A 21,410-nucleotide genomic window follows, 5' to 3' on the forward strand; every position below is an offset into this window, starting at 1 on the left:
TGTTTTTTCTATACTGTTTTATTCAATTAAGCTGCTGTACTGGCTTTCTGTGCTGCCGGGTATCCGCTTTCAGTAGTAGGCGGACGCAGATATCCTTATATACTGGCAGCTGCATGTAAAGAAACTCATCAGTATATGCTGTAAAGAAGCTCCTTTGAGAGCTGCTCCTGAGTTATTCGCGTATTCTTAATGGGTATTCGGTCAGGGGCTACAGGATGCTGTATGCACTCCAATGGAGGAAGTACATGGCAGAAGAAAAAAATAACGAAGAACTAAGGCATCTTGTTCGGATTATGAATACCGACCTGCAGGGGGCAAAGCCCGTAGAGTATGCTCTTACAGGTCTTCCCGGAATCGGGAGGCGTACTGCAATACTTATTGCAAAGGGCGCAGGTGTTGACCCTACTGCTACACTTGGGTACCTTCCGGATGAGGAAGTAGCCAAACTCGACGCTGCAATCGGAAGATTTGAAGAAATCGTCCCTACCTGGATGCTTAACAGGCAAAAAGACATCACCACCGGACAGGACAAGCACCTGCTCGGAACAGATATCGTTCTGACTTTCAGGGAAGACATTAACAACCTGAAGAAGGTCCGTGCTTACAGAGGTCTCAGGCATGAAAGAGGCCTTAAGGTCAGAGGACAGAGGACGAAATCCACAGGCCGCCGCGGATCAACCGTTGGTGTGAGCAGGAAGAAGTAATTTTTCGGTTAAGGTGATTTAAATGGCATATCCAGGTAAGAAAAGTAAAAGTTATGAGACTCCCAAGCACCCCTGGCAGGAAGCCAGGATGGCTACTGAAGTCCAGCTCGTAAAGGCTTACGGCCTCAGGAATAAAAAGGAAGTCTGGAAAGCAGCCAGTATGCTCAGGATGTACAGGTCCGAAGCCAGAAAACTTCTCGCACAGGTCGCTTCAGGCGGGCAGGAAGGGGGGCTTGAAGGGCACTACAGGACCCAGTCCGAAGAAATTCTTTCCAAGCTCATCCGCTACGGCATTATAAAAGCCGACGCTAATGTTGACGATATTCTCTCTTTAAAGACTGAAAATATCCTTGAAAGAAGGCTCCAGACCCAGGTTCTCCGTCTCGGACTTGCAAGGACCGTTATTCAGGCACGTCAGTTCATTACTCACGGCCATATTGCAATTAACGGCAGAAAAGCAACGATTCCGGGAATGCTGGTCTCAAAAGAGGATGAGATGCACATCGGGTACTATGGGACTTCCCCTCTTGTCAGTGAATCCCATCCTGAAAGACCTGTCCAGGTTGCATCATTCCTTGCAGACAGCGCAACAACCCTTAAAGCTGCTGCCGAGGCAAGGCAGGCAAGAGAAAGACCTCCAGAAAGAGGCGGCGGCAAGAAGAAGAGAGGCGGGAGGAAGTAAACATGGCAGACATGAAATGGGCTGTAGCTCACATCAAATCCTCATTTAACAACACAATTATTACAGTAACCGATATCACAGGGGCTGAAACCATTGCAAAGTCCTCTGGTGGTATGGTTGTGAAGGCTGCAAGGGACGAAAGTTCTCCTTACACTGCCATGCAGATGGCAGGCCAGCTTGCTGACCAGCTCAGGGACAAGGGCATTAACGGTATCCATATCCGGGTAAGAGCTCCCGGAGGAAACAAACAGAGAAGCCCCGGACCAGGTGCACAGGCTGCAATCAGAGCTTTTGCAAGAGCAGGTATCCGCATCGGCAGGATCGAAGACGTTACTCCTGTCCCACACGACGGTACCCGTCCGAAAGGCGGAAGGCGTGTATAAAAATAATGTATAAAAAGAACTGTTCAGAGAATTCTTCAAAATTCTCTTTTTTTTATGTATTCAAAATTTAGGGGAATTAAGGTATATGACGATGGAAGTAGACATTCTGGAGTTATCGGACAGATCTGCAAAGTTTGTGCTGTCCAGGGTAAGCACGGCTTTTGCTAACGGCATCCGGCGTGCCATGGTCGCCGACGTACCCACTCTTGCAATTGAGTATGTAAACCTTTATGACAACACCTCCGTGCTCTATGATGAACAGCTGGCTCTCCGTCTCTCCTTAATCCCGCTTGTAACGGATTTAGAGACGTATATGCCTCAGGCTGAATGTGAAGTCTGCGGAGGGGAAGGCTGTCCTGCATGTGAGGTCTCTTTGACTCTAAGTGCAGAAGGGCCGGGAACCGTTTATTCGCGCGACCTTATCTCTTCTGACCCAAAGATCCAGCCGGCAGATCCAAACATCCCGATTGTTGAGCTGAAAAAGGGGCAGAAGCTTGTGCTCGAGGCTATCGCCCATATGGGCTACGGCAGAGACAGCGTTAAATGGCAGGCAGGCGTTGCTTGCGGCTATAAAAACGTACCTGTTATAACCATTGAGAACTGCGATGCCTGCGGGCACTGTGCAGCAGAATGCCCGAAAGGCATTATCAGGGTTGAAGAAGCAGGAGCAAGGGTTGCCGAGGACGATGTTATAAAATGTTCCCTCTGCAGGCTCTGTGAACAGGTATGTGATATTGACGCTATAAATGTGGATTTCTACGAGAATGCTTTCGTTTTCACGATGGAGTCCGATGGCTCATATACAGCTAAAGACCTTGCCCTTAATGCAGCAAATGTAGTTAAAGGCAAAGCCGAAGAACTGCTAGCAATTCTGGACCAGCTTTGAATTCCGGGTAATCCGGGTTCAAACCAGTTTTTACGGAGCCCGTCTTTTTCTTTCTGGCTCCGTAAAACCCTCTATCTGGAAGATTTCTTTTTCTTGATTACCTCAGGAATTATTTGTTTTACTAACGGGTCTTCCGGAAATTATTGGCAGCGTCCTCTCTGACTCGAAATGTTTATATATTATCCACGATATTGTGAGGGAGTGCAGGGCGCAAGGCGCGCCGGAATTTAAAAGGAAACAAGATGCGAGGGTTGCCCAGCCAGGTCAAAGGCGCTAGGTTGAGGGCCTAGTCTTGTAGGAGTTCGTGCGTTCGAATCGCACCCCTCGCACCAGATTTCTTAATACTTAAAACTTAAATTCAATTCATTCTCAGAAAATTTTTATAAAAAAGTTCTCAATCCGATTCATTTGTTTCATCGAAATGCGAGGGTTGCCCAGCCAGGTCAAAGGCGCTAGGTTGAGGGCCTAGTCTTGTAGGAGTTCGTGCGTTCGAATCGCACCCCTCGCATCCAAATTTTTCATTCTTGTTTTCCGGTTATTTATTCTCATGCGGATATGTATCTGTTTGTGCAGACATCCAGGGTTTCGGGTCCCTTCTAATGCACCAAACATCAGGATATAGTGTCAAATTTCTGTGTGACCATGAAAATTGTATGCTCGTGTAAAGTTTATCATAAACTTTAATTTTAAAAAATTATTTCGACCAGAGTATACTGATCTATATTTATAGCGTCTATCCCAAAAACTCAAAAATAATTACGGTTGAGGGGGCTTTAGCAAAAAAAGTATAATAGTATTAGTTTTAAAAGTATGAATTATTTTTAAAGAATACTACTTGTTATAATATTAGTTTTAAACATATGATATTAGTTTAAGAATTGCAATATTCGTTATGATACTGGTTTTACATGTATGATATTAGTTTAAAAAGTGCAATATTTGCTTTATTTTTTATCCTCTCTATTCCACTCCATTAAAGCCTTTTCAATAGATATCAGCGTGAACATGGTAGTATTGAATATCTCGTCAGGGTGCTGTGGCATCCAGCTGATTTCATCAAGAACGTCTCTTGGGAGCCTGACGATATCGTTCATTTCTTCTCCCATTATCATGAAATACTCAGTATATCGTGAGCCGAACCTGCTATTATTACGTGCGGTGATAGAAATATACTGGGTAAATGACCCATCATTCATTATATCTCTTGAATATCTATACTGAATTTCTTCAGCACAATCTGAATAGTCATTATTGAGTCTTCTGATGGTATCCGGAATTGATTCCCCCTCTTTTTGCAAAGCTTTCAGGTCTGAAAATACGCTTTTGGAAAGTCTGACAGTTTTGTATTGTCTCATGTAACTACTCATGCGGTTGATATATATAGACTACTACATATGTAGTTAATGTTCCATATATAAAGTTCTGCTAAACTCAACAAAATTTACTTTTTTTACAGCGGTAATGCATAATCTATTTTTTAGAAACTTTCTCTTTAGAAAGCTATTCTACCCGGAAGTTCATTTTTTTCTCTTTTCAAAGCTTGTAAAAAGCCAGATTTTATACGCTTTTATAAATACAATACAAGGTATCTTTAGAAACCCCTGGTTTTTTGCGGTCAATCTTTACAGTCACATAAGAAATATTGGAAATCTTTTGCCTTATAATTAAGTTTAGTTGCGCAGGTATTCCGATCCCTTTTTATGATGCTTATATTCGTTCAGGATCTTTTCTTAAAGGCCTGCATGTTTGTTTACTTGCATTGCCACACACCTGGAGGCATTTTGCCTTCGGTAATTTGTCATATTTTAAAATTGAGAGCATATTCCTGGAATTTGAGATATCATGATTTAAACCTTCATTTTCTCCCCCAGAATTTGACCTATCATTTTGTCTTTTTCCGTTTAATAAAAAGCCCCAGAACGGCAAGAACCACAGCTACAAAGGCCCAAAAAATAACACTGAAAGGGTTGAGCGGTTTTTTTAGCAGGTTTATTTTCTGTTTCATCATTTTCTCTTTCATCATAAGTTAGTTCCATTAAGTTTTAATCCTCTATATCCTGGCATTCGTGAATATCGCCGAGAACGTAAAATTTACCACAAATCTCACATTTTATTATTTTCTTTTTTTCTTCAATTAAGCTTTTTTGCTGCGCTTCCAGATCCTCTACTTCAGCCCTGAACCTTTTAAGTTCATTCTCATATGCATCTAATTTTTCTTTGAGTTTGTTAAGCTTCTCCGTGTTCAACTCCGCCCCATATCTAACCGGGTCTTCAGCCATGCTTTTTCATCCGCATAAACTATGATAGTAATGTGATATATAGCGTTAGGAAGCATGGTTTTAGCATCAGGAAGCCCTGAAGAATGGAGCCTTAAAGAAACAGCAGGGCAAGAAAATACCCGTTTTTCAGGAGATCTCCGCAGAAATTCGATGAAGCTGTTTTTAAATAGGCTCACAGACAATTCCTTTTGGGCAAAATACTGAGCAATACTCTTTGCCAGAGTATCCGTTGGTTTCTGGAGAATAGAGCGGAATAATAAAGGGAGGAATAAAAGGGAGGATAAAGCGATGTTTAAACGTATTGACCATGTAGAGATTCTACCAGGTGATTTTGAAAAATCGATGGCATTCTATCAGGATGTACTGGAGTTCCGTCTGGTGTCGCGGATGCAGGTGCATACCGGGCCGCTGAAAGAGATCGCTTATCTGAGGCTGGGCGATACAGTCATTGAATTATTGCACGTGAAAAATCCTGCCCCTATGCCCGCCTCAATGGCAGTTGGCTACCGTGCAATTGCCCTGGAAGTAGAATCGATGGAAGCAGCGATTGCCTGCTTGCGTGATCATGGCGTCTACGTTACCTGGGGGCCGATAGATCTGGGTACAGCCATCCGAGCTGAAATTACAGATCCTGACGGCCTGGCCATAGAATTGCGAGAATGGAGGCAAAAACCCTGGTAAGCCTGAAATGCAGACCACTGGAAACTCAGATCAAGACGGGAGAGCTATATGCCAGGCTTCTTTTGGACACTAACAGCTTGCAGGTCTCCATAAATTCCCCATTAATCAGATAGGGACTTGATTAGAATCGGGCTCTGTGGATCGCGGCCAGGCCCTTCCAGTCTTCAATATCAAGCTCCGGCTTTTCTGCACGATATTTAGCATAAAGTGCTATCCCCTCAGGGTCTTCAAGGATCTCGACATTGACGCCTTTTTCGCGCAGCATCTGCTCATTGCCCGAAGCATTAGTAACATCGCCTACAACCACGCGGTCGAACTGGCGCATATATATCAATGTGGCACAGACGTCGCATGGGCTGAGTGTTGTAAAAATCGTAGTATTGCTAAAGTCCTGACGCCCTGCATCGCGTATAGCAGACGTTTCGCCATGGTTATATGGGTCGTTATCCTGCACAAGCGTATTATGCCCTTTGCCTACAATCCGGCGCGTATTATTATCAATGATTACGCCGCCTATGGGGCAGCCACCCTCGTCATAGCTTTTTTGTGCAAGTAAAACTGCTATGCGCATAATATTGCGGTCGCTAAGTTTTACAAAGAATTCGTCCTCAACTATCGCAGAAAGGCTTCTGGTTGGCAAATGGGCAATGACGTTGAGCACCTCTTCCGTAACAGGCGTGTCCTCTGTAATGAAGCGTTTCATAATCTCCCTGTTAAATCACTCTAGCACTAACTTTCGAAAAGATGAACTATTTAGTAACAGTTTGTTTTTTAATAGCAATTTGTTTAACTATTTATTATATTGATTGCAGGAGCATTATAACTATCTGTTTAATATATGGAAAATCTCGATCCTATACCTCTCTGTTTACTTTGCAGTTCTAAGGATATATAAGGAACTTATTAGCTTGTCTATAAATTCCTTGGGCCAACGGGCCAATATTACCATCAATCATCGATATTCAGGTATCATTAACGCTTTTTTTATCTTTTTCACTGATATTACTGCTGTTTTCCTTTTTTTTAGGGCAACAGTAATTATTCTTAATAAGCCTTTTTCCTCTTCCATCGCCTCCGACTCGGAAAATTAAATTGGAACCGCAACTTGGGCAGCATGTGGGACGGTTATGATCGAACTCTGGCTCCCACAAATGATCACATTCTTTGCAAAGAAAATTTACCTTGCATTCGCCGCTATTAACGTATTCCCCTCCAGAGATCTCGATCGCTTTTCCGTTGACAAGGGCATCAGCTACCTTCTGTCGTGCATTCTGTAGGTCGCTCCAGAGAGTTTTCCGTGATACTCCCATTTTGTCAGCAGCCTCATTCTGTTCCATCTGGAGAAGGTCGCAAAGACGAATAGCCTCAAGTTCTTCTATGGATAGGTTGGAGATTTCAAGACAGCAAAGAGGGATTTCTCTTGGCTTGAAATAGGTAGCCTTTGGAAAGCAGGATACCCTGCGCTTAACTCTATTGACCATTTAATTAAACTATGTGATACGTAATAAAAATCTATCGAACAATACATCTATATTTAAAGCGACTAAAGATTCCACCGAGTTCGTATTAAGTAGTTTTTCAGATTCTTGACTGTCTGCTTAACTCAATCAACTGTCAAAATACTCAAAAGAGCAGTAGTATAAATAATTTATGCTCTGCCAGTTTAACTATTGATAAAATTAATGTGTTTTGAATCTGTTTTCAGGATTCAGCTTTTAAGTGTGAAATTAACTGCAGTAAACTCATAATTGTGTAACATTTGATAGTAACTCTATGTCTTTTAATCAATAGATTCGTATCATATGTCAGCCAGTTCTTTAGCCATTTTCTACTTTTTAAACATGGTTTTACGTAAAAGTCCTGCTAATTACTGTTGCTTTCTTACCTCGTATTTAAAGAATTTCATATTCTTTTTCTGCAAAAAAGTAATCCTCTGATGCTGCTTTTTCCAATTCCGCCAGGGCCGGGAACTCCTGGTTGTTTATATAAGGCTTATAAATGAAATTTTTCTTATTTTTATATTTTTACCGAACAAAAATGCAAATTATTTATAATACGTCGCGTATGTGTAATTTAAGAGCCTATCTGAAAAGTACCATGACTCCTGTAACTTTTACAATTGTCCGATCATAACTGAACGGATTCCGGATAATAAACACTAATTGTCTAATTGTAACTTTACAATGTGCATAGAACTTTTCGGATAGTCTCCAGGATCTCTTTTATTTTTACTGAGATCGTGATGTTCATCATCCAGGACTGGCCCTCGATATCCAGATTATATTTTATCCCGACTAAAATAGAAGTTATTTACAACTTCTCGCTTATGCGTAATTTAAGAGCTCGTCTGAAAAGGGCTGTGACCTACTTTATCTTTTGTAGTTGCCGGTTCGTGAATGAATGGATTCCGGATAATAAACATTAATTGTCTAACTGTAATTAATTGCCTAATTATAATTTACAATACACATAGAACTGAAAGATTCCTTACCTGGTGTCTGACACAAAAGCAATGAATTCTTAATTCTTTAAAAACTCAAGTTTTAATGGCTTAATTTTCTATTTTTATATTTTTACCGAACAAAAATGCAAGTTATTTATAACACGTCGCTTATGTGTAATTTAAGGGTTTGTCCGAAAAGTGCTGTGACCTAAGTAATTCTACAATCGGTCGATCACAAATGAACGGATTCCGGATAATAAACACTAGTTGTCCAGTTGTAATTTTACAACATGCATAGAACTTTTCGGATAGTCTCCATGATCTCTTTTATTTTTCTGAGATCACAAATTCACTATAGGACTTACTCACTTGATGCCAAAATAAAAGCAGTGAACTCCCAATTCTCTAAAAATTCAAGTTTTAACTGCTTAATTTTACTGTACTTGATTTTATGTTGTAAGTGTGTAAATTCTATAAAAAGTCAAAAACGATCTCCAAAAATGTCATTTAAATAGCTTAGGCTTTCAACGAATCGTCTGATAAAACGACTTTAAGCGTATTTAGGAGGTAAAGCTAAAATGAGCAAATTAACTACTGGGAGTTTTTCGATAGAAGATCTTGAATCCGTTCAGATCACTATCAATAATATTGTAGGAGCAGCAAAGGAGGCTGCTGAAAAAGCACAAAAAGAGGTAGGGCCGATGGGTCCAACTCCCCTGGCAAGCATGGCAGCTTATAGAAATGACTGGAACTTACTTCTGCTCAACCGCTATGAGCCTGTTTTAACCCCCATGTGTGACCAGTGCTGCTACTGTACTTATGGACCATGTGATCTATCCGGAAACAAGAGAGGTGCCTGCGGTATTGACATGGCAGGCCAGACGGGAAGGGAATTCTTCCTCCGTGTAATTACAGGTACTGCGTGTCACGCTGCTCATGGGCGCCATCTGCTTGAACACGTAATCGATGTCTTCGGAGAAGACTATCCTATCAATCTAGGAGAATCGAATGTCCTGACTCCAAACGTCACGATCTGTACAGGATACAGCCCAAAGACCCTTGGAGAATGCAGAGCTCCAATGGAATATGTTGAAGAAGAGCTCACCCAGCTCCTTGCAACCATCCATGCAGGACAGGAAAGTGCAGAAATCGACTACGATTCAAAAGCCCTCTTCAGCGGTAGTCTTGACCACGTAGGTATGGAAATTTCCGATATTGCCCAGATCTCAGCATACGACTTCCCAAAAGCTGACCCTGAAGCCCCACTCATTGAGATCGGCATGGGATCCATTGACAAGTCCAAGCCACTTATTGTTGCAATCGGACACAACGTAGCCGGTGTAACCTATATCATGGACTACATGGAAGACAACAACCTGACAGACAAGATGGAAATTGCCGGGCTTTGCTGTACTGCATTCGATATGAGCAGGTACAAGGAAGCCGACAGGAGACTTCCATATGCCAAGATCGTAGGGTCCCTGGCAAAAGAACTGAAGGTCATCCGCTCTGGAATGCCTGATGTTATTGTTGTTGACGAACAGTGTGTCCGTGGTGATGTATTATCAGAATCTCAAAAGCTCAAGATCCCTGTGATCGCTTCCAATGAAAAGATAATGATGGGCCTGCCGGACCGCTCAGACGCAGATGTGGATTCAATAGTTGAGGAGATTAAGTCAGGGGCAATTCCGGGTTGTGTAATGCTCGACTATGAAAAACTTGGAGAACTCGTTCCGAAGATTGCCGAAGTAATGGCTCCGATCCGTGATGCAGAAGGTATAACGGCAATTCCGACTGATGAGGAGTTTAAGGCATACATAGACAAGTGTGCAAAATGCGGAGAATGCCTGCTGGCATGCCCAGAAGAACTTGATATCCCGGAAGCCTTTGAATATGCAACCAAGGGAAGCTACGAGTACCTCGAAGCCCTCCACGATATCTGTATAGGGTGCCGCCGCTGCGAACAGGTCTGTAAGAAGGAAATCCCAATCCTGAACGTTCTTGAGAAAGCTGCACAAAAATCCATCAGTGAAGAGAAAGGATGGGTCAGAGCCGGCAGAGGACAGGCAAGTGACGCAGAAATAAGGAAGGAAGGTCTGAACCTCGTTATGGGAACAACCCCAGGTATCATCGCAATCATCGGATGCCCGAACTACCCGAGCGGTACCAAAGATGTCTACCTCATTGCCGAAGAGTTCCTGAAGAGAAACTACCTCCTAGCAGTAAGCGGGTGTTCCGCAATGGACATTGGTATGTACAAGGACGAGGACGGAAAGACCCTTTACGAAAGGTACCCCGGCACATTCGCAGGCGGAGGACTGCTTAACACTGGATCCTGTGTATCCAACGCACACATCAGCGGAGCCGCAGAAAAAGTTGCCGGAATCTTTGCCCAGAGAAACCTGGCAGGAAATCTGGCAGAAATCGCAGACTACACTCTCAACCGTGTGGGTGCATGCGGACTTGCATGGGGTGCATACTCACAGAAAGCAGCTTCAATTGGTACCGGATGTAACATCTATGGTATTCCAGCAGTTCTCGGACCTCACAGTTCCAAGTACAGGAGAGCCCTGATTGCCAAGAACTATGATGAGTCCAAGTGGAAAGTCTTTGATGGCAGAGACGGTTCAGAGATGAACATCCCACCGGCACCGGAATTCCTGCTGACAACTGCAGAAACCTGGCAGGAAGCACTTCCAATGATGGCAAAAGCCTGTATCCGTCCTTCCGACAACAACATGGGCAGATCCATAAAGCTGACCCACTGGATGGAGCTCTCCAAGAAGTACCTTGGTGTAGAGCCGGATGACTGGTGGAAGTTTGTCAGAAACGAAGCTGATCTCCCGCTTGCCAAGCGTGAGGAACTCCTCAAGAGACTGGAGTCAGAGCACGGCTGGGAGATTGACTGGAAGAGGAAGAAGATCATCTCCGGCCCGAAGATTAAGTTCGATGTCTCAGCACAGCCCACTAACCTTAAGAGACTTTGCAAGGAGGCCTGAAAATGGTAGACACTACCAAGAACACCAAACTCTTTACTACCTACGGAGTGACAACTGCCAAGGCAACCACCCCCGAAATAGCAGCCAAGCTGATTTCAAAGGCAAAGAAACCGCTTCTTGTGGTTGGGACCAAGATCCTTGACCCAGAACTTTTGGACAGGGCAGTAAAGATCGCACAGAAGGCAAACATCCCAATTGCAGCTACTGGAAGTTCTATGCCCGGCTTTGTGGGCAAGGACGTGGATGCAAAGTACATCAACCTGCACCAGCTTGGCTTCTATGTGGCAGACCAGAACTGGCCAGGACTTGACGGGAATGGGACTTATGATACCCTCATCGTTCTTGGACACATAAAATACTATATCAACCAGGTACTGTCCGGAACTAAAAACTTCAGCAACATAAAAGCAATCGCAATTGACAGAAACTATATCCAGAACGCAACAATGTCTTTCGGAAACCTGAGTAAGGCAGACCACTATGCTGCCCTGGATGAACTTATTAACGCATTATAATTTTGATTTAGGAGGCGAAATATAATGGCAGAATTCCCATTTGAGATTTCTCCAATGTTTGAAGGAGAAAGAGTAAGGAAAGAAGGAATGTTCGTAGAACTCGGTGGTCCCAAATCCCTTGGTCTCGAACTTGTCCGTGCAAAACCCATGGATGAAATTGAAGACGATAAAGTAACAATTGTCGGTCCTGACCTCAAGGATATGGAAGAGGGAAAGACCTACCCCTGGGCAATGATCTTCAACATCGGCGGAGAACTTGTAGAGCCTGACCTCGAATCTGTGGTAGAAAGGCGTGTCCACGACTTCATCAACTACTGCCAGGGCATTATGCACCTGAACCAGAGGTACGATGTCTGGATGAGAGTTTCCAAGGACACAGCTGCAAAGATGGACTCATTTGAGCCATTCGGAAAAGCTGTTATGATGCTTTTCAAGACAGAACTGCCCTTTATCGAGAAAATGCAGGTGACTTTCTACACAGAGCAGGCTGAAGTCGAAAAACAGATGGTAGAAGCAAAGGAGATCTTCAAGGCAAGAGACGCAAGGACAAAAGACCTGCACGACGAAGATGTTGATGTCTTCTACGGATGCACACTCTGCCAGTCCTTTGCTCCAACCAATGTCTGTGTAGTTTCCCCTGACAGAGTTTCACTCTGTGGTGCAATCAACTGGTTCGACGGCCGTGCAGCAGCAAAGGTCGACCCTGAAGGCCCACAGTTCTCAATTGACAAAGGCGAGTGCATTGACCCCCAGAAAGGAGAATACTCTGGAGTCAATGAAATTGCCAAGAAACTTTCCAGCGGTGAATACAGCAAGATTAACCTCCACTCCTTCTTCGAAGCCCCACACACATCCTGCGGCTGCTTTGAAGTGGTAGGGTTCTATATCCCTGAAGTGGATGGTATAGGCTGGGTAGACAGAGAATACCAGGGAATGGCACCTAACGGTATCGGATTCTCAACCATGGCAGGTCAGACCGGTGGTGGAAAACAGGTCGTAGGTTTCCTTGGTGTAGGTGTTAACTACTTCTACTCACCCAAGTTCATCCAGGCAGATGGCGGATGGAACAGAGTTGTATGGCTTCCTTCCAAATTCAAAGCAAAGATCGACGATGCAATTCCTGCTGACCTCAAAGACAAGATCGCAACTGAAAACGATGCAAGCGACATCCAGTCCCTGAAAGCCTTCCTCCAGGACAAGAACCACCCCGTTGTTGCCAGCTGGGCAGCAGCCGAAGAGGAAGAAGAGGAAGAAGAGGAAGGAGAAGAGGAAGAAGCAGTAGCTGTTGCAGCTGCTCCAATGATGATGCCCACAGCCGGATTCCAGATGCCAGCAATGCCAATGATGGCTGCAGGCAAGTCAGGCAGTGGAATAAAGTTGACCTTCAAGAACGCAAAGATCACAATTGACAAAGTGATCCTCAGCGAGAAGAAGGAAAAATAAATACCGAGTGACGACAGGCGATTGCCTAAAACCGAAAAACAAACAAAGGGGTATTCTGTGACTAAAGTAATTGCAATAACGGGAAAAGGCGGAACTGGGAAAACAGCGGTATCAGCTCTTCTGATCCGCTCTGTATCAGCTCTTCTGATCCGCTCTTTACGTTATTGCAAACAAAGTTACAGATACTAACCGTGAAGAGCTCGCTAAACTTGCAGATGGCCTGAAAATCAACCTGCCAGGTATGGTTCCCCTCGATCCGAAAATTGAGGAAATGGACATAAAAGGAATCCCCCTCTTTGAAATAACGGATGATTCGGTTGCTGCGATAGAAGTCGAAAAAATTGTACAAAAACTGGGGTTTTAACCCCAGCTCCCTTCTAAATCAGAGTTACGCAGAAAACCGTACAATAAAGATGATAGGAGACCATAACCGGTTTAAGAGCTTGAAACGGATTTTAAATTATCAAAGTAACGGAGCAGGATTCTTCCTGCCCCGGTCCCTGTTATTATACCAGGGAAAAATGTCTGGAAACACATTCAGTATTACATCTTTATTTATACAGTCACTCATCAAAACGGAAAATTTACGGAAAAGGTGAGGTTTACATGGCAAAGAAAGCTAAGTTATCAGAAGTAACAGACATGTTCAAGGGAATGGATATACTGGCCCTTGAAGGTGTGACTATAGAAGGGGACGTTGAGATTGATCTCAGCGGACTCGGAGGCGGCTTAGACCCGATGCTTGCTGCTCTTCTCGGGCAGGAAAGCGCAGTACTTGCCCAGCACTTCGGAAGGCTTGCAGGCATGTTTGGATACCCTGTTGGCATGGGTGTCCCCGCAGCTGCTCCCTCGGCTGCTCCTGCAATATCCCCTGCTCTGGCAGCCCCCAAACTTAAAGATCTCATTCCTGCAAAGTTTGACTTTGCTAACATCGAAGAATGGACAACACAGATCCAGGAAGTACCAATAGGTAACACCTCTGCAGACGGCGGAAGCCGTGGCAAGAGAGTCCTTGTTGGTGGCGAAAAAGCCCTTCCATTCTTCCCTGACGCTGTTATGCCGAACAGGAACCAGGTCACAATTGACGTGTTCGACATGAGAATCGGGCTTGCAAAAGCAGTCAAGGAAAACTACGATGAGGTCATGGACAGCCCTGGAGAATGGGCAAAGAAGAACGTTGAGAAGTTCAACGCAGATATGATCACAATCCACCTGATTTCAACCGACCCGCTTGTTAAGGACACCCCCCCCAAGGAAGCAGCCAAGACTGTTGAAGAAGTCCTCCAGGCAGTTGATGTGCCAATAGCAATCGGTGGTTCCGGTAACCCACAGAAAGACCCCGAAGTCCTCGCAAGAGCAGCAGAAGTTGCAGAAGGCGAGCGCTGCCTGCTTGCATCTGCCAGCCTGAACCTTGACTATGCAGCAATCGCAGAAGCAGCACTGAAATACGACCACGATGTCCTTTCCTGGACCCAGCTGGACATGAACGCCCAGAAGGAACTTAACAGGAAGCTCATGAAGCAGTGCAATGTCCCAAGAGACAGGATCATTATGGACCCAACCACTGCCGCCCTCGGTTACGGTCTCGACTACGCTTACACCAACATGGAGCGCATCAGACTTGCAGCCCTTATGGGTGACGATGAACTTACCTTCCCGATGTCCTCAGGTACCACAAATGCATGGGGTGCCCGTGAGTCCTGGATGGTTAGCTCACCACTTAAAGAAGACTCTGACTGGGGCCCGAGAGAATACAGAGGTCCAATCTGGGAAATCGTCACAGGTCTGTCCCTTGCTATTGCAGGTAACGACCTGTTCATGATGATGCACCCAACATCGGTTGCTGTCCTCAAGCAGATCACCCAGACTCTCTTCGGTACAATCGACACAGAGCAGGTTGACATTGCCAAATGGATCGGAGCGGAGGTGTAAAACATGAAAATAAACAGCCCATTAGAAGCTTACAAGTACCTGCCCCAGACCAACTGTGGGGAATGTGGTCAGCCTACATGTATGGCATTTGCCTCCACGCTGATCGACAGATCCGGCAAGACGTCAGACTGTCCACCCCTGGTTAAAGAAAAGAAGTTTGCAAAGAAGCTTGCAGAACTGGACAGGCTCCTTGCCCCTGAAATTCGCCAGGTTACCATTGGAGTAGGCGACAGAGCGGCAAATATCGGTGGAGACGATGTCCTGTACCGCCACAAACTGACTTTCTTCAACAAAACAAAGATGTTCTTCGATGTTGCAGACAACATGGACGAAGCTGCCCTTGTTGAAAGGGTTAAGAAGATTGCTGATTACAAGAAATTCTATGTAGGACGCAACCTGCTCCTCGATGGTGTTGCAATAAGAGCAGCATCCAATGACCCTGCAAAGTTTGCAGCAGCTGTCAAGAAAGTCGTAGAAAACACAACACTGCCTGTAATTCTCTGTTCCTTTAACCCTGCAGTCCTGAAGGCAGGACTTGAGGCTGCAAAGGACAAGAACCCTCTTCTGTATGCCGCAAACAAGGACAACTGGAAAGAGGTCGGAGAACTCGCCCTTGAGTACAAGGTGCCTGTAGTCGTTTCGGCCTTCAACGACCTTGATGGCCTCAAAACTCTTGCAAAGACATTTGCAGAGGCAGGAATTAAGGATATTGTCCTTGACCCTGGAACCTACCCAAGCGGAAAGGGCCTTAAGGACACCTTTACCAACTTCCTTAAGATCAGAAGAGCAGGCATTATGGGCGACACCGAGATCGCATATCCGATTATGGCTATGCCGCTTACTGCCTGGATGGCTGGAATTGCTGACCCTGTCAGTGCCTCTTACTGGGAAACAGTTCTTGCTTCTGTCTTTACTATCAGGTACGGAGACATTATGCTCCTCCACAGCATGGAGCCATATGCCACCATGCCCGAAGTGCACCTGGCCGAGACAATCTACACTGACCCGAGGTCTCCTGTCGCTGTTGACTCGAAGATGTATAAGGTAGGAACCCCTGACGAGAACTCTCCTGTTCTCTTTACCACAAACTTTGCCCTTACCTACTACACTGTAGAGAGCGACCTTGCCTCAAACGGCATCAACTGCTGGCTGCTTGCAGTCAACACCGATGGTATTGGTGTGGAAGCTGCTGCCGCCGGTGGTCAGCTGAGCGCCGACAAAGTAAAGGACTCCTTTGATAAGTCAGGCTTTGATATCCACAAAGATGTTACCCACAACAGTGTAGTTATTCCGGGTCTTGCTGCCCGTCTACAGGGTGACCTGGAGGACAAGCTCGGCGTAAAGGTTTTTGTGGGCCCGATGGACTCCGGAAGGCTCCCAGGCTGGATGGAAAAGAACTGGCCGCCAAAGAAATAAATTGTTGAAAACGATTTGACTATTAATGTTCCGTGTATTTTGACACGGAACAAATTTATTGCATCTTTTGAAAAACTCTATTTTTTAACTTTTAGAATTTGATTTATTAGTTGTAACACCTATCAATTCCTTGTGTAAGCTACGAATTTTTAAATAAAAATTCCCTAATAATTATCTTATGAGCTCTTACCCGGAACCTATATTCAATGATTGGGGGTTAAATTGTAAGCGTTGCACACTGGGGTGAGTGTCAGGAGCCGAAAAATAACCGGTTTAATAATGGGGGAGCAATGAAGAGGTCAATGGCATTCTGTGAACCCAGCCAAAGGAGTAGCTGCTGACTTTGAGGCTTATTCTGATGGCCAGGATAATTCTCAGGATTGCAGGACTATCTGGAAAAGATTCGGTTATCCAGTGATGATGGAAATCGGGAAAGTAACATGGTTAGGGTTGCAGTTACTATCTGAAAATTAATCCGGGTTGTGGGGAATTCGCATGCAAGAGCCTTCCGAACGAGAGGGAATCCGTGAAGCGTGGGACATATACAGGAAGCATACCCTGTCTAACAGCATCATCAACGAGATGGTAATAAGGGATAACGATCTGACGTTCATAACACAGGAGGACGGGGAGATCCCCATTAAAGAAAACTATGGGTATGGCCTCTATTACCACGATTGCAGGTACCTGAGCGGTTTTCTCATGCGACTCATGGACACGCCTCCAACGCAGGTCCTGTCCAGTAATGAGAGAGGGTTCAGCTCGACTCTCATGGTCACAAATCCGGAAATGAAGGATTGCACGGGAGCCACCATCGCTAAAGAAACGCTCCTGGGCACTATTGCCACGGTCATACCTGGCTGCATCCGGCAAAGCCATACCATACGGAACTTCAACACATTCCCTGTGACCTTGAACCTGAATTTTGAGTTCGACGCGGATTTCGCAGACATGTTCACCATCAGGGGTATCTACCCGCCGACTGCTGCGGAAGTGTTACCGGCAAGGTACGATGGTAAAAATCTTTATTTCTCCTATGAGGGGGAGGACAGGCTTTATCGTAATACGATTATCACATTTGAACCATCGCCCACAAGAGTGGAAGGGAAAGAATGTACCTTCGAGCTGAAGATAGCTCCTCATGAGCTGCAGACGGTAAAAGTGGAAATCTCCGTAGAGGAGATCAGGCCCGGCAGGGAACCCGGCCAGCCAGTAAAAAATCCAGATGAGCGTATGAACCAGATTATGGAATCCGACATCGCTACCCTTGAATGCTGTGACTGCATACCAACCAGCAACAATATTTTCAACAGCATCATGGTCCGTTCACTGGCCGACCTGAGAATGATGCGAATGAGCCTTAAAGGAGACATGTTCCATTCGGCAGGAATACCCTGGTACGACGCGCTTTTCGGGCGGGATAGCATTATCTCGGCACTCCAGATATTGCCTCTCGAAACTGGACTGGCAAAAAGCACGCTGCTGGTGAATGCAAAATTCCAGAGCAATAGATCGGATGACTGGAGGGACCAGGAGCCCGGTAAAATTCTTCATGAACTGAGGTTGGGAGAGCTGGCTAACCTGAATCTGATCCCACAGACGCCGTACTACGGCACTGTCGATGCTACGCCCCTGTTCCTTATCCTCCTGACCGAATATGTGAACTGGACCGGGGATATCGAACTGGTCAGGCAGCTGGAAAGCAACGTGGACAAGGCCCTGGAATGGATTGATATCCATGCCAATATGGAAGGAGATGGCTTTGCCTACTATGCTGTGAAATCCCCATTGGGCATTTACAACCATGGCTGGAAGGACTCTCCCGACTCGATTAGCCGTTCGGATGGCACGCTGGCGAAACAGCCGATTGCCGTTGCCGAAGTCCAGGGATACGTGTACATGGCGAAAAGAGGTCTTGTGCCGCTGCTCAGGCAGCTGGGCCGGAAAAGTGATGCTGTGAGGCTGGAAAAAGAAGCAGAAGAACTGAAAGAGAAATTCAACCGGCATTTCTGGATGAAAGATAGACAGTTTTTCGCCCAGGCACTGGATGCGGAAGGCGTGTGCGACGTAATATCATCTAACCCTGCACAGTGCCTGTGGACAGGAATAATCGATCAAAAATATGTAAAATACCTGGTCGACAGAATATTTAGAGACGATATGTTCACCGAATGGGGCATTCGTACACTGTCCTCGAAAGAGAAGAGGTATAATCCGCTCGGATATCACAACGGCACGGTCTGGCCGCATGACAACGCTATCATTACCATGGGCTTGAGAAAATATGGCTTCATCAAAGAGATGTCCCTGCTGTTCACGGGCATGTATGAGGCAGCCAAAGCGTTCGAAGACTACCGCCTGCCGGAGTGTTTTGCCGGGCTGACGCGCTCTGAGTACGGTATCCCTGTAAAATATCCGGTAGCCTGCAGACCACAGGCATGGGCATCTGGGACCGTGCCTTTTATGCTCACTGCCTGCCTGGGCATAGCTCCTGACGCTCTGAATAACCGGCTGATCATCAACAAGCCTCATTTGCCTTCGTGGCTGGACAATGTGCAGTTCAACAACGTAAAGGTCGGAAACACGCTGACAGATCTGAATTTCAGGCGGATCGAAGAGGAAACGCTGGTCAATGTATCCAAAAAAGGCGGGGACATCAGAGCGATCATTGAGTATTAAAAGCCGGGAGTTTGGTGAAAAGGCCAAAGAAAGCAGATTCACAACTGAATCGGGGGAACATATGACAAAAGTATCAATATATACAATAAGCACATGTCCGATATGCCGGGCTCAAACCTGCAGCCGATCAGGCTTGGAGAGGTGATCAACGTGACAGGAGAGATGGACCTTTTTTCACAATATCGGATGGGCGATCTCACGCTTCCGAACCGAATTGTAATGGCGCCGATGACGCGCAACCGCGCAGGGGATGCCGATGTCCCGGTCCCACTGACTGCGGCTTATTATGTGCAGCGAGCCTCTGCAGGTCTGATTATTACCGAAGGTTCACAGGTTAGCCTACAGGGGGTGGGCTACATGCATACACCGGGAATATACTCTGAGGTACAGGCTGCCGGCTGGAAAAAAGTGACGGATGCCGTCCACAGGGCTGGAGGCAGGATCTTCATCCAGCTCTGGCATGTGGGGCGAGTTTCCCATCCCGACCTGCTGGGGGGCGATTTACCTGTAGCTCCATCCGCGCTTCCCGTAGAAGGCTTTGTCCACACGCCAGGCGGGAAAAAGCGAATTCCGGTTCCAAAAGCCCTGGAGACCGACGAAGTGCCTGATATCGTCAGGCAGTTCCGGCGTGCCGCGGAGAACGCGAAAACTGCCGGCTTCGATGGTGTGGAAATCCATGGTGCTAATGGTTATTTGCTGGACCAGTTTCTACGGAGCGGGTCCAACAAACGAACCGATAAATACGGAGGCAGCCTTGAGAACCGTATCCGTCTGCCGCTTGAGGTCACGAAAGCCGTAATCGATGTATGGGGCGGTGACCGTGTTGGCTACCGCATCTCTCCGCACAATATCTCACGTTCCATGTCGGATGCCAAACCAATGGAGACCTTTTCCTATTTCACCGGAGAGCTTAACAACACAGGCCTGGGCTACCTTCATTTAATCGAAGCCGTCGGAGGCAGGGAAGGGTTCGTACCACCCGAGGCGCGGCTTGGGCATGCCCTGCGCAGGATTTTCGAAAGGACATTCATACTGAACGGCGGCTATGGCCTCGAGAGCGGGAGCGAAGCAATTGTCAGGGGCGAAGCTGACCTTATCGCTTTCGGAGTCCCATTCCTGGCTAATCCTGATCTACCGGAGCGTTTCAGGCAGAATGCACCTCTTAACGAGCCGGACGTGTCCACCTACTATAAGGGCGGCGAGAAAGGCTACACGGATTATCCGACCCTTGCAGGTAGATGATACGGCCTGAATACTCAGTAAAAGTAAAATTTGCTTCTACACTGTGAACCGTAAGATGGATTTCTTCTGTTTGCGCTCTCTCCTCAAATGGGATCGATCCGGCTGATCTTTCTCTCTTTTGCAACATATTCATCCTTTCCAAGGGGATGACCGCCAAAACTATGGCGCATTACAGCTACAGCCCTGGAGGAATTGCTGTGCTTATTTCGCGATCTGAATAGCTCTATTACGGACTGGGTAATTATAGAGACCGGAATCTCTTTTTCGATTGCTTCTTCTACTAGCCAGTTGACCTCTCCGGTATCTTCTACATAATCTGGCACCTCTCCAAGCGAATCAAAATTTCTGAGGCCCTTTTCCATCAGTTCTACCAGCCAGCCCCTTATGACTGAGCCGTTGGACCATACATGGAAGACACTGGGCAGGTCAAGGTCAAAGTCACTCCTGCACAGAAGCTCAAATCCTTCTCCTATAGCCTGAAGCATCCCAAATTCAATTCCATTATGTACGAGTTTTACGAAATGCCCGCTTCCGGGAGTTCCCGTATGCAGATAGCCTCCTTCCGCTGCCAGGGCTTTAAGGATGGGCTCACAGATTTTTATAGCCTCAGGTTTTCCTCCAATCATAAAACATGCCCCACATCTGGCTCCTGCAACCCCTCCGCTTGTCCCGCAGTCAACAAAATGAATTCCCTGTTTTGAAATCTCTGCCTCCCTTCGTATGGAATCTTTGTAATAAGAGTTCCCTCCATCCATAATCACATCTCCCTTATCCAGATAAGGTAGAAGCTCTTTTAGCACATTGTCAATGGTCGGGCCTGCTGGCAGGGAAAGGAAAATAACTCTGGGTTTTTTTAGAAAACTTACAAATTCTGAGTATTCTTCCACAACTTTTACGCCCTTTTCAGTAAGCCCGGTTTTAGGCTCCCTATCTTTTCCGACAACCTTTATCCCTTTATCCATACATTGAAGGGCAATGTTTTCCCCAATTTTACCAAGCCCTATTATTCCAAGTTCCATTTTCAAACCCCTTCTTTTTCTTTCAGCTATTTTTAAACCTCTATGTGAGGATCATCTAATGTGAGGATCATTTAGATAATGTGAAGTCTTCAGAGATGGACATATTT

Annotated in this window: 18 protein-coding genes and 2 tRNA genes; 15 read left to right on the plus strand and 5 right to left on the minus strand. The window is 45.7% G+C overall.

Annotation, left to right across the window (positions count from 1 at the left end; all coding sequences use genetic code 11):
- Nucleotides 1–215 precede the first annotated feature (215 nt).
- The 6 genes from RSJ42_RS01740 to RSJ42_RS01765 all read left to right on the plus strand — a co-directional run bounded on the left by RSJ42_RS01740 (nt 216) and on the right by RSJ42_RS01765 (nt 3,163).
- Nucleotides 216–704, plus strand: a complete 489-nt coding sequence (locus RSJ42_RS01740; protein WP_410509022.1) for a 30S ribosomal protein S13 — start codon at nt 216–218, stop codon at nt 702–704.
- A 22-nt stretch (nt 705–726) separates the two neighbouring features.
- On the plus strand, nt 727–1,386 hold the full coding sequence (locus RSJ42_RS01745) for a 30S ribosomal protein S4 (protein WP_410509023.1): 660 nt from the start codon (nt 727–729) through the stop codon (nt 1,384–1,386).
- Nucleotides 1,387–1,388: 2 nt separating this feature from the next.
- Nucleotides 1,389–1,769 carry a 30S ribosomal protein S11 gene (locus RSJ42_RS01750; protein ID WP_011034088.1) on the plus strand — a complete coding sequence of 127 codons (381 nt, stop codon included), beginning with the start codon at nt 1,389–1,391 and terminating at the stop codon, nt 1,767–1,769.
- 85 nt (nt 1,770–1,854) lie between these two features.
- Nucleotides 1,855–2,655 (plus strand): DNA-directed RNA polymerase subunit D, encoded by an 801-nt coding sequence (locus RSJ42_RS01755; protein ID WP_410509024.1) that lies wholly within the window; start codon nt 1,855–1,857, stop codon nt 2,653–2,655.
- Nucleotides 2,656–2,899: 244 nt separating this feature from the next.
- Nucleotides 2,900–2,987 (plus strand) — tRNA-Leu (locus RSJ42_RS01760).
- A gap of 91 nt (nt 2,988–3,078) precedes the next feature.
- Nucleotides 3,079–3,163: transfer RNA gene (locus RSJ42_RS01765), tRNA-Leu, on the plus strand.
- 436 nt (nt 3,164–3,599) lie between these two features.
- Here the strand turns inward: RSJ42_RS01765 and RSJ42_RS01770 are convergent.
- Both RSJ42_RS01770 and RSJ42_RS01775 read right to left on the minus strand, forming a co-directional pair.
- Nucleotides 3,600–4,010 (minus strand): hypothetical protein, encoded by a 411-nt coding sequence (locus RSJ42_RS01770; protein WP_410509025.1) that lies wholly within the window; start codon nt 4,008–4,010, stop codon nt 3,600–3,602.
- 687 nt (nt 4,011–4,697) lie between these two features.
- Nucleotides 4,698–4,934 (minus strand): hypothetical protein, encoded by a 237-nt coding sequence (locus tag RSJ42_RS01775; RefSeq protein WP_410509026.1) that lies wholly within the window; start codon nt 4,932–4,934, stop codon nt 4,698–4,700.
- 288 nt (nt 4,935–5,222) lie between these two features.
- Between RSJ42_RS01775 and RSJ42_RS01780 the strand changes: the two genes are divergently transcribed.
- A complete protein-coding gene (locus RSJ42_RS01780; protein WP_410509027.1) occupies nt 5,223–5,615 on the plus strand; it encodes a VOC family protein in 393 nt (130 codons plus the stop codon).
- Nucleotides 5,616–5,736: 121 nt separating this feature from the next.
- On the opposite strand, the gene RSJ42_RS01785 is transcribed toward RSJ42_RS01780, so the two are convergent.
- Both RSJ42_RS01785 and RSJ42_RS01790 read right to left on the minus strand, forming a co-directional pair.
- Nucleotides 5,737–6,276 (minus strand): nucleoside deaminase, encoded by a 540-nt coding sequence (locus RSJ42_RS01785; RefSeq protein WP_410509028.1) that lies wholly within the window; start codon nt 6,274–6,276, stop codon nt 5,737–5,739.
- Between the two features lie 301 nt (nt 6,277–6,577).
- Nucleotides 6,578–7,096, minus strand: coding sequence for a DUF134 domain-containing protein (locus RSJ42_RS01790; RefSeq protein WP_410509029.1), 519 nt, complete (start codon nt 7,094–7,096; stop codon nt 6,578–6,580).
- Nucleotides 7,097–8,636: 1,540 nt separating this feature from the next.
- On the opposite strand from RSJ42_RS01790, the gene cdhA reads away from it, so the two are divergent.
- From cdhA to RSJ42_RS01830, 8 genes are all read left to right on the plus strand, one after another.
- Nucleotides 8,637–11,057 carry a CO dehydrogenase/acetyl-CoA synthase complex subunit alpha gene (gene cdhA / locus RSJ42_RS01795; protein WP_410509030.1) on the plus strand — a complete coding sequence of 807 codons (2,421 nt, stop codon included), beginning with the start codon at nt 8,637–8,639 and terminating at the stop codon, nt 11,055–11,057.
- Nucleotides 11,058–11,059: 2 nt separating this feature from the next.
- Entirely contained in the window at nt 11,060–11,572 is a 513-nt protein-coding gene (cdhB, locus tag RSJ42_RS01800) for a CO dehydrogenase/acetyl-CoA synthase complex subunit epsilon (protein WP_410509031.1), read from the plus strand.
- Between the two features lie 24 nt (nt 11,573–11,596).
- Nucleotides 11,597–13,015 (plus strand): CO dehydrogenase/CO-methylating acetyl-CoA synthase complex subunit beta, encoded by a 1,419-nt coding sequence (gene cdhC / locus RSJ42_RS01805; protein ID WP_410509032.1) that lies wholly within the window; start codon nt 11,597–11,599, stop codon nt 13,013–13,015.
- 241 nt (nt 13,016–13,256) lie between these two features.
- Nucleotides 13,257–13,379 carry a hypothetical protein gene (locus RSJ42_RS01810; RefSeq protein ID WP_410509033.1) on the plus strand — a complete coding sequence of 41 codons (123 nt, stop codon included), beginning with the start codon at nt 13,257–13,259 and terminating at the stop codon, nt 13,377–13,379.
- Between the two features lie 242 nt (nt 13,380–13,621).
- Nucleotides 13,622–14,947, plus strand: coding sequence for a CO dehydrogenase/acetyl-CoA synthase subunit delta (gene cdhD / locus RSJ42_RS01815; RefSeq protein ID WP_410507615.1), 1,326 nt, complete (start codon nt 13,622–13,624; stop codon nt 14,945–14,947).
- A gap of 3 nt (nt 14,948–14,950) precedes the next feature.
- Nucleotides 14,951–16,363, plus strand: coding sequence for an acetyl-CoA decarbonylase/synthase complex subunit gamma (gene acsC, locus RSJ42_RS01820; RefSeq protein WP_410507616.1), 1,413 nt, complete (start codon nt 14,951–14,953; stop codon nt 16,361–16,363).
- Nucleotides 16,364–16,945: 582 nt separating this feature from the next.
- Nucleotides 16,946–19,042 carry a glycogen debranching N-terminal domain-containing protein gene (locus tag RSJ42_RS01825; protein ID WP_410510286.1) on the plus strand — a complete coding sequence of 699 codons (2,097 nt, stop codon included), beginning with the start codon at nt 16,946–16,948 and terminating at the stop codon, nt 19,040–19,042.
- A 93-nt stretch (nt 19,043–19,135) separates the two neighbouring features.
- Entirely contained in the window at nt 19,136–20,284 is a 1,149-nt protein-coding gene (locus tag RSJ42_RS01830) for an alkene reductase (protein WP_410509034.1), read from the plus strand.
- An 83-nt stretch (nt 20,285–20,367) separates the two neighbouring features.
- Here RSJ42_RS01830 and gnd read toward each other — a convergent pair whose 3' ends face one another.
- Nucleotides 20,368–21,303 (minus strand): phosphogluconate dehydrogenase (NAD(+)-dependent, decarboxylating), encoded by a 936-nt coding sequence (gnd, locus tag RSJ42_RS01835; protein WP_410509035.1) that lies wholly within the window; start codon nt 21,301–21,303, stop codon nt 20,368–20,370.
- Nucleotides 21,304–21,410: the final 107 nt, after the last annotated feature.

It is taken from the genome of Methanosarcina hadiensis (genome assembly GCF_046529725.1).
In the GTDB taxonomy this organism is placed as follows: domain Archaea; phylum Halobacteriota; class Methanosarcinia; order Methanosarcinales; family Methanosarcinaceae; genus Methanosarcina; species Methanosarcina hadiensis.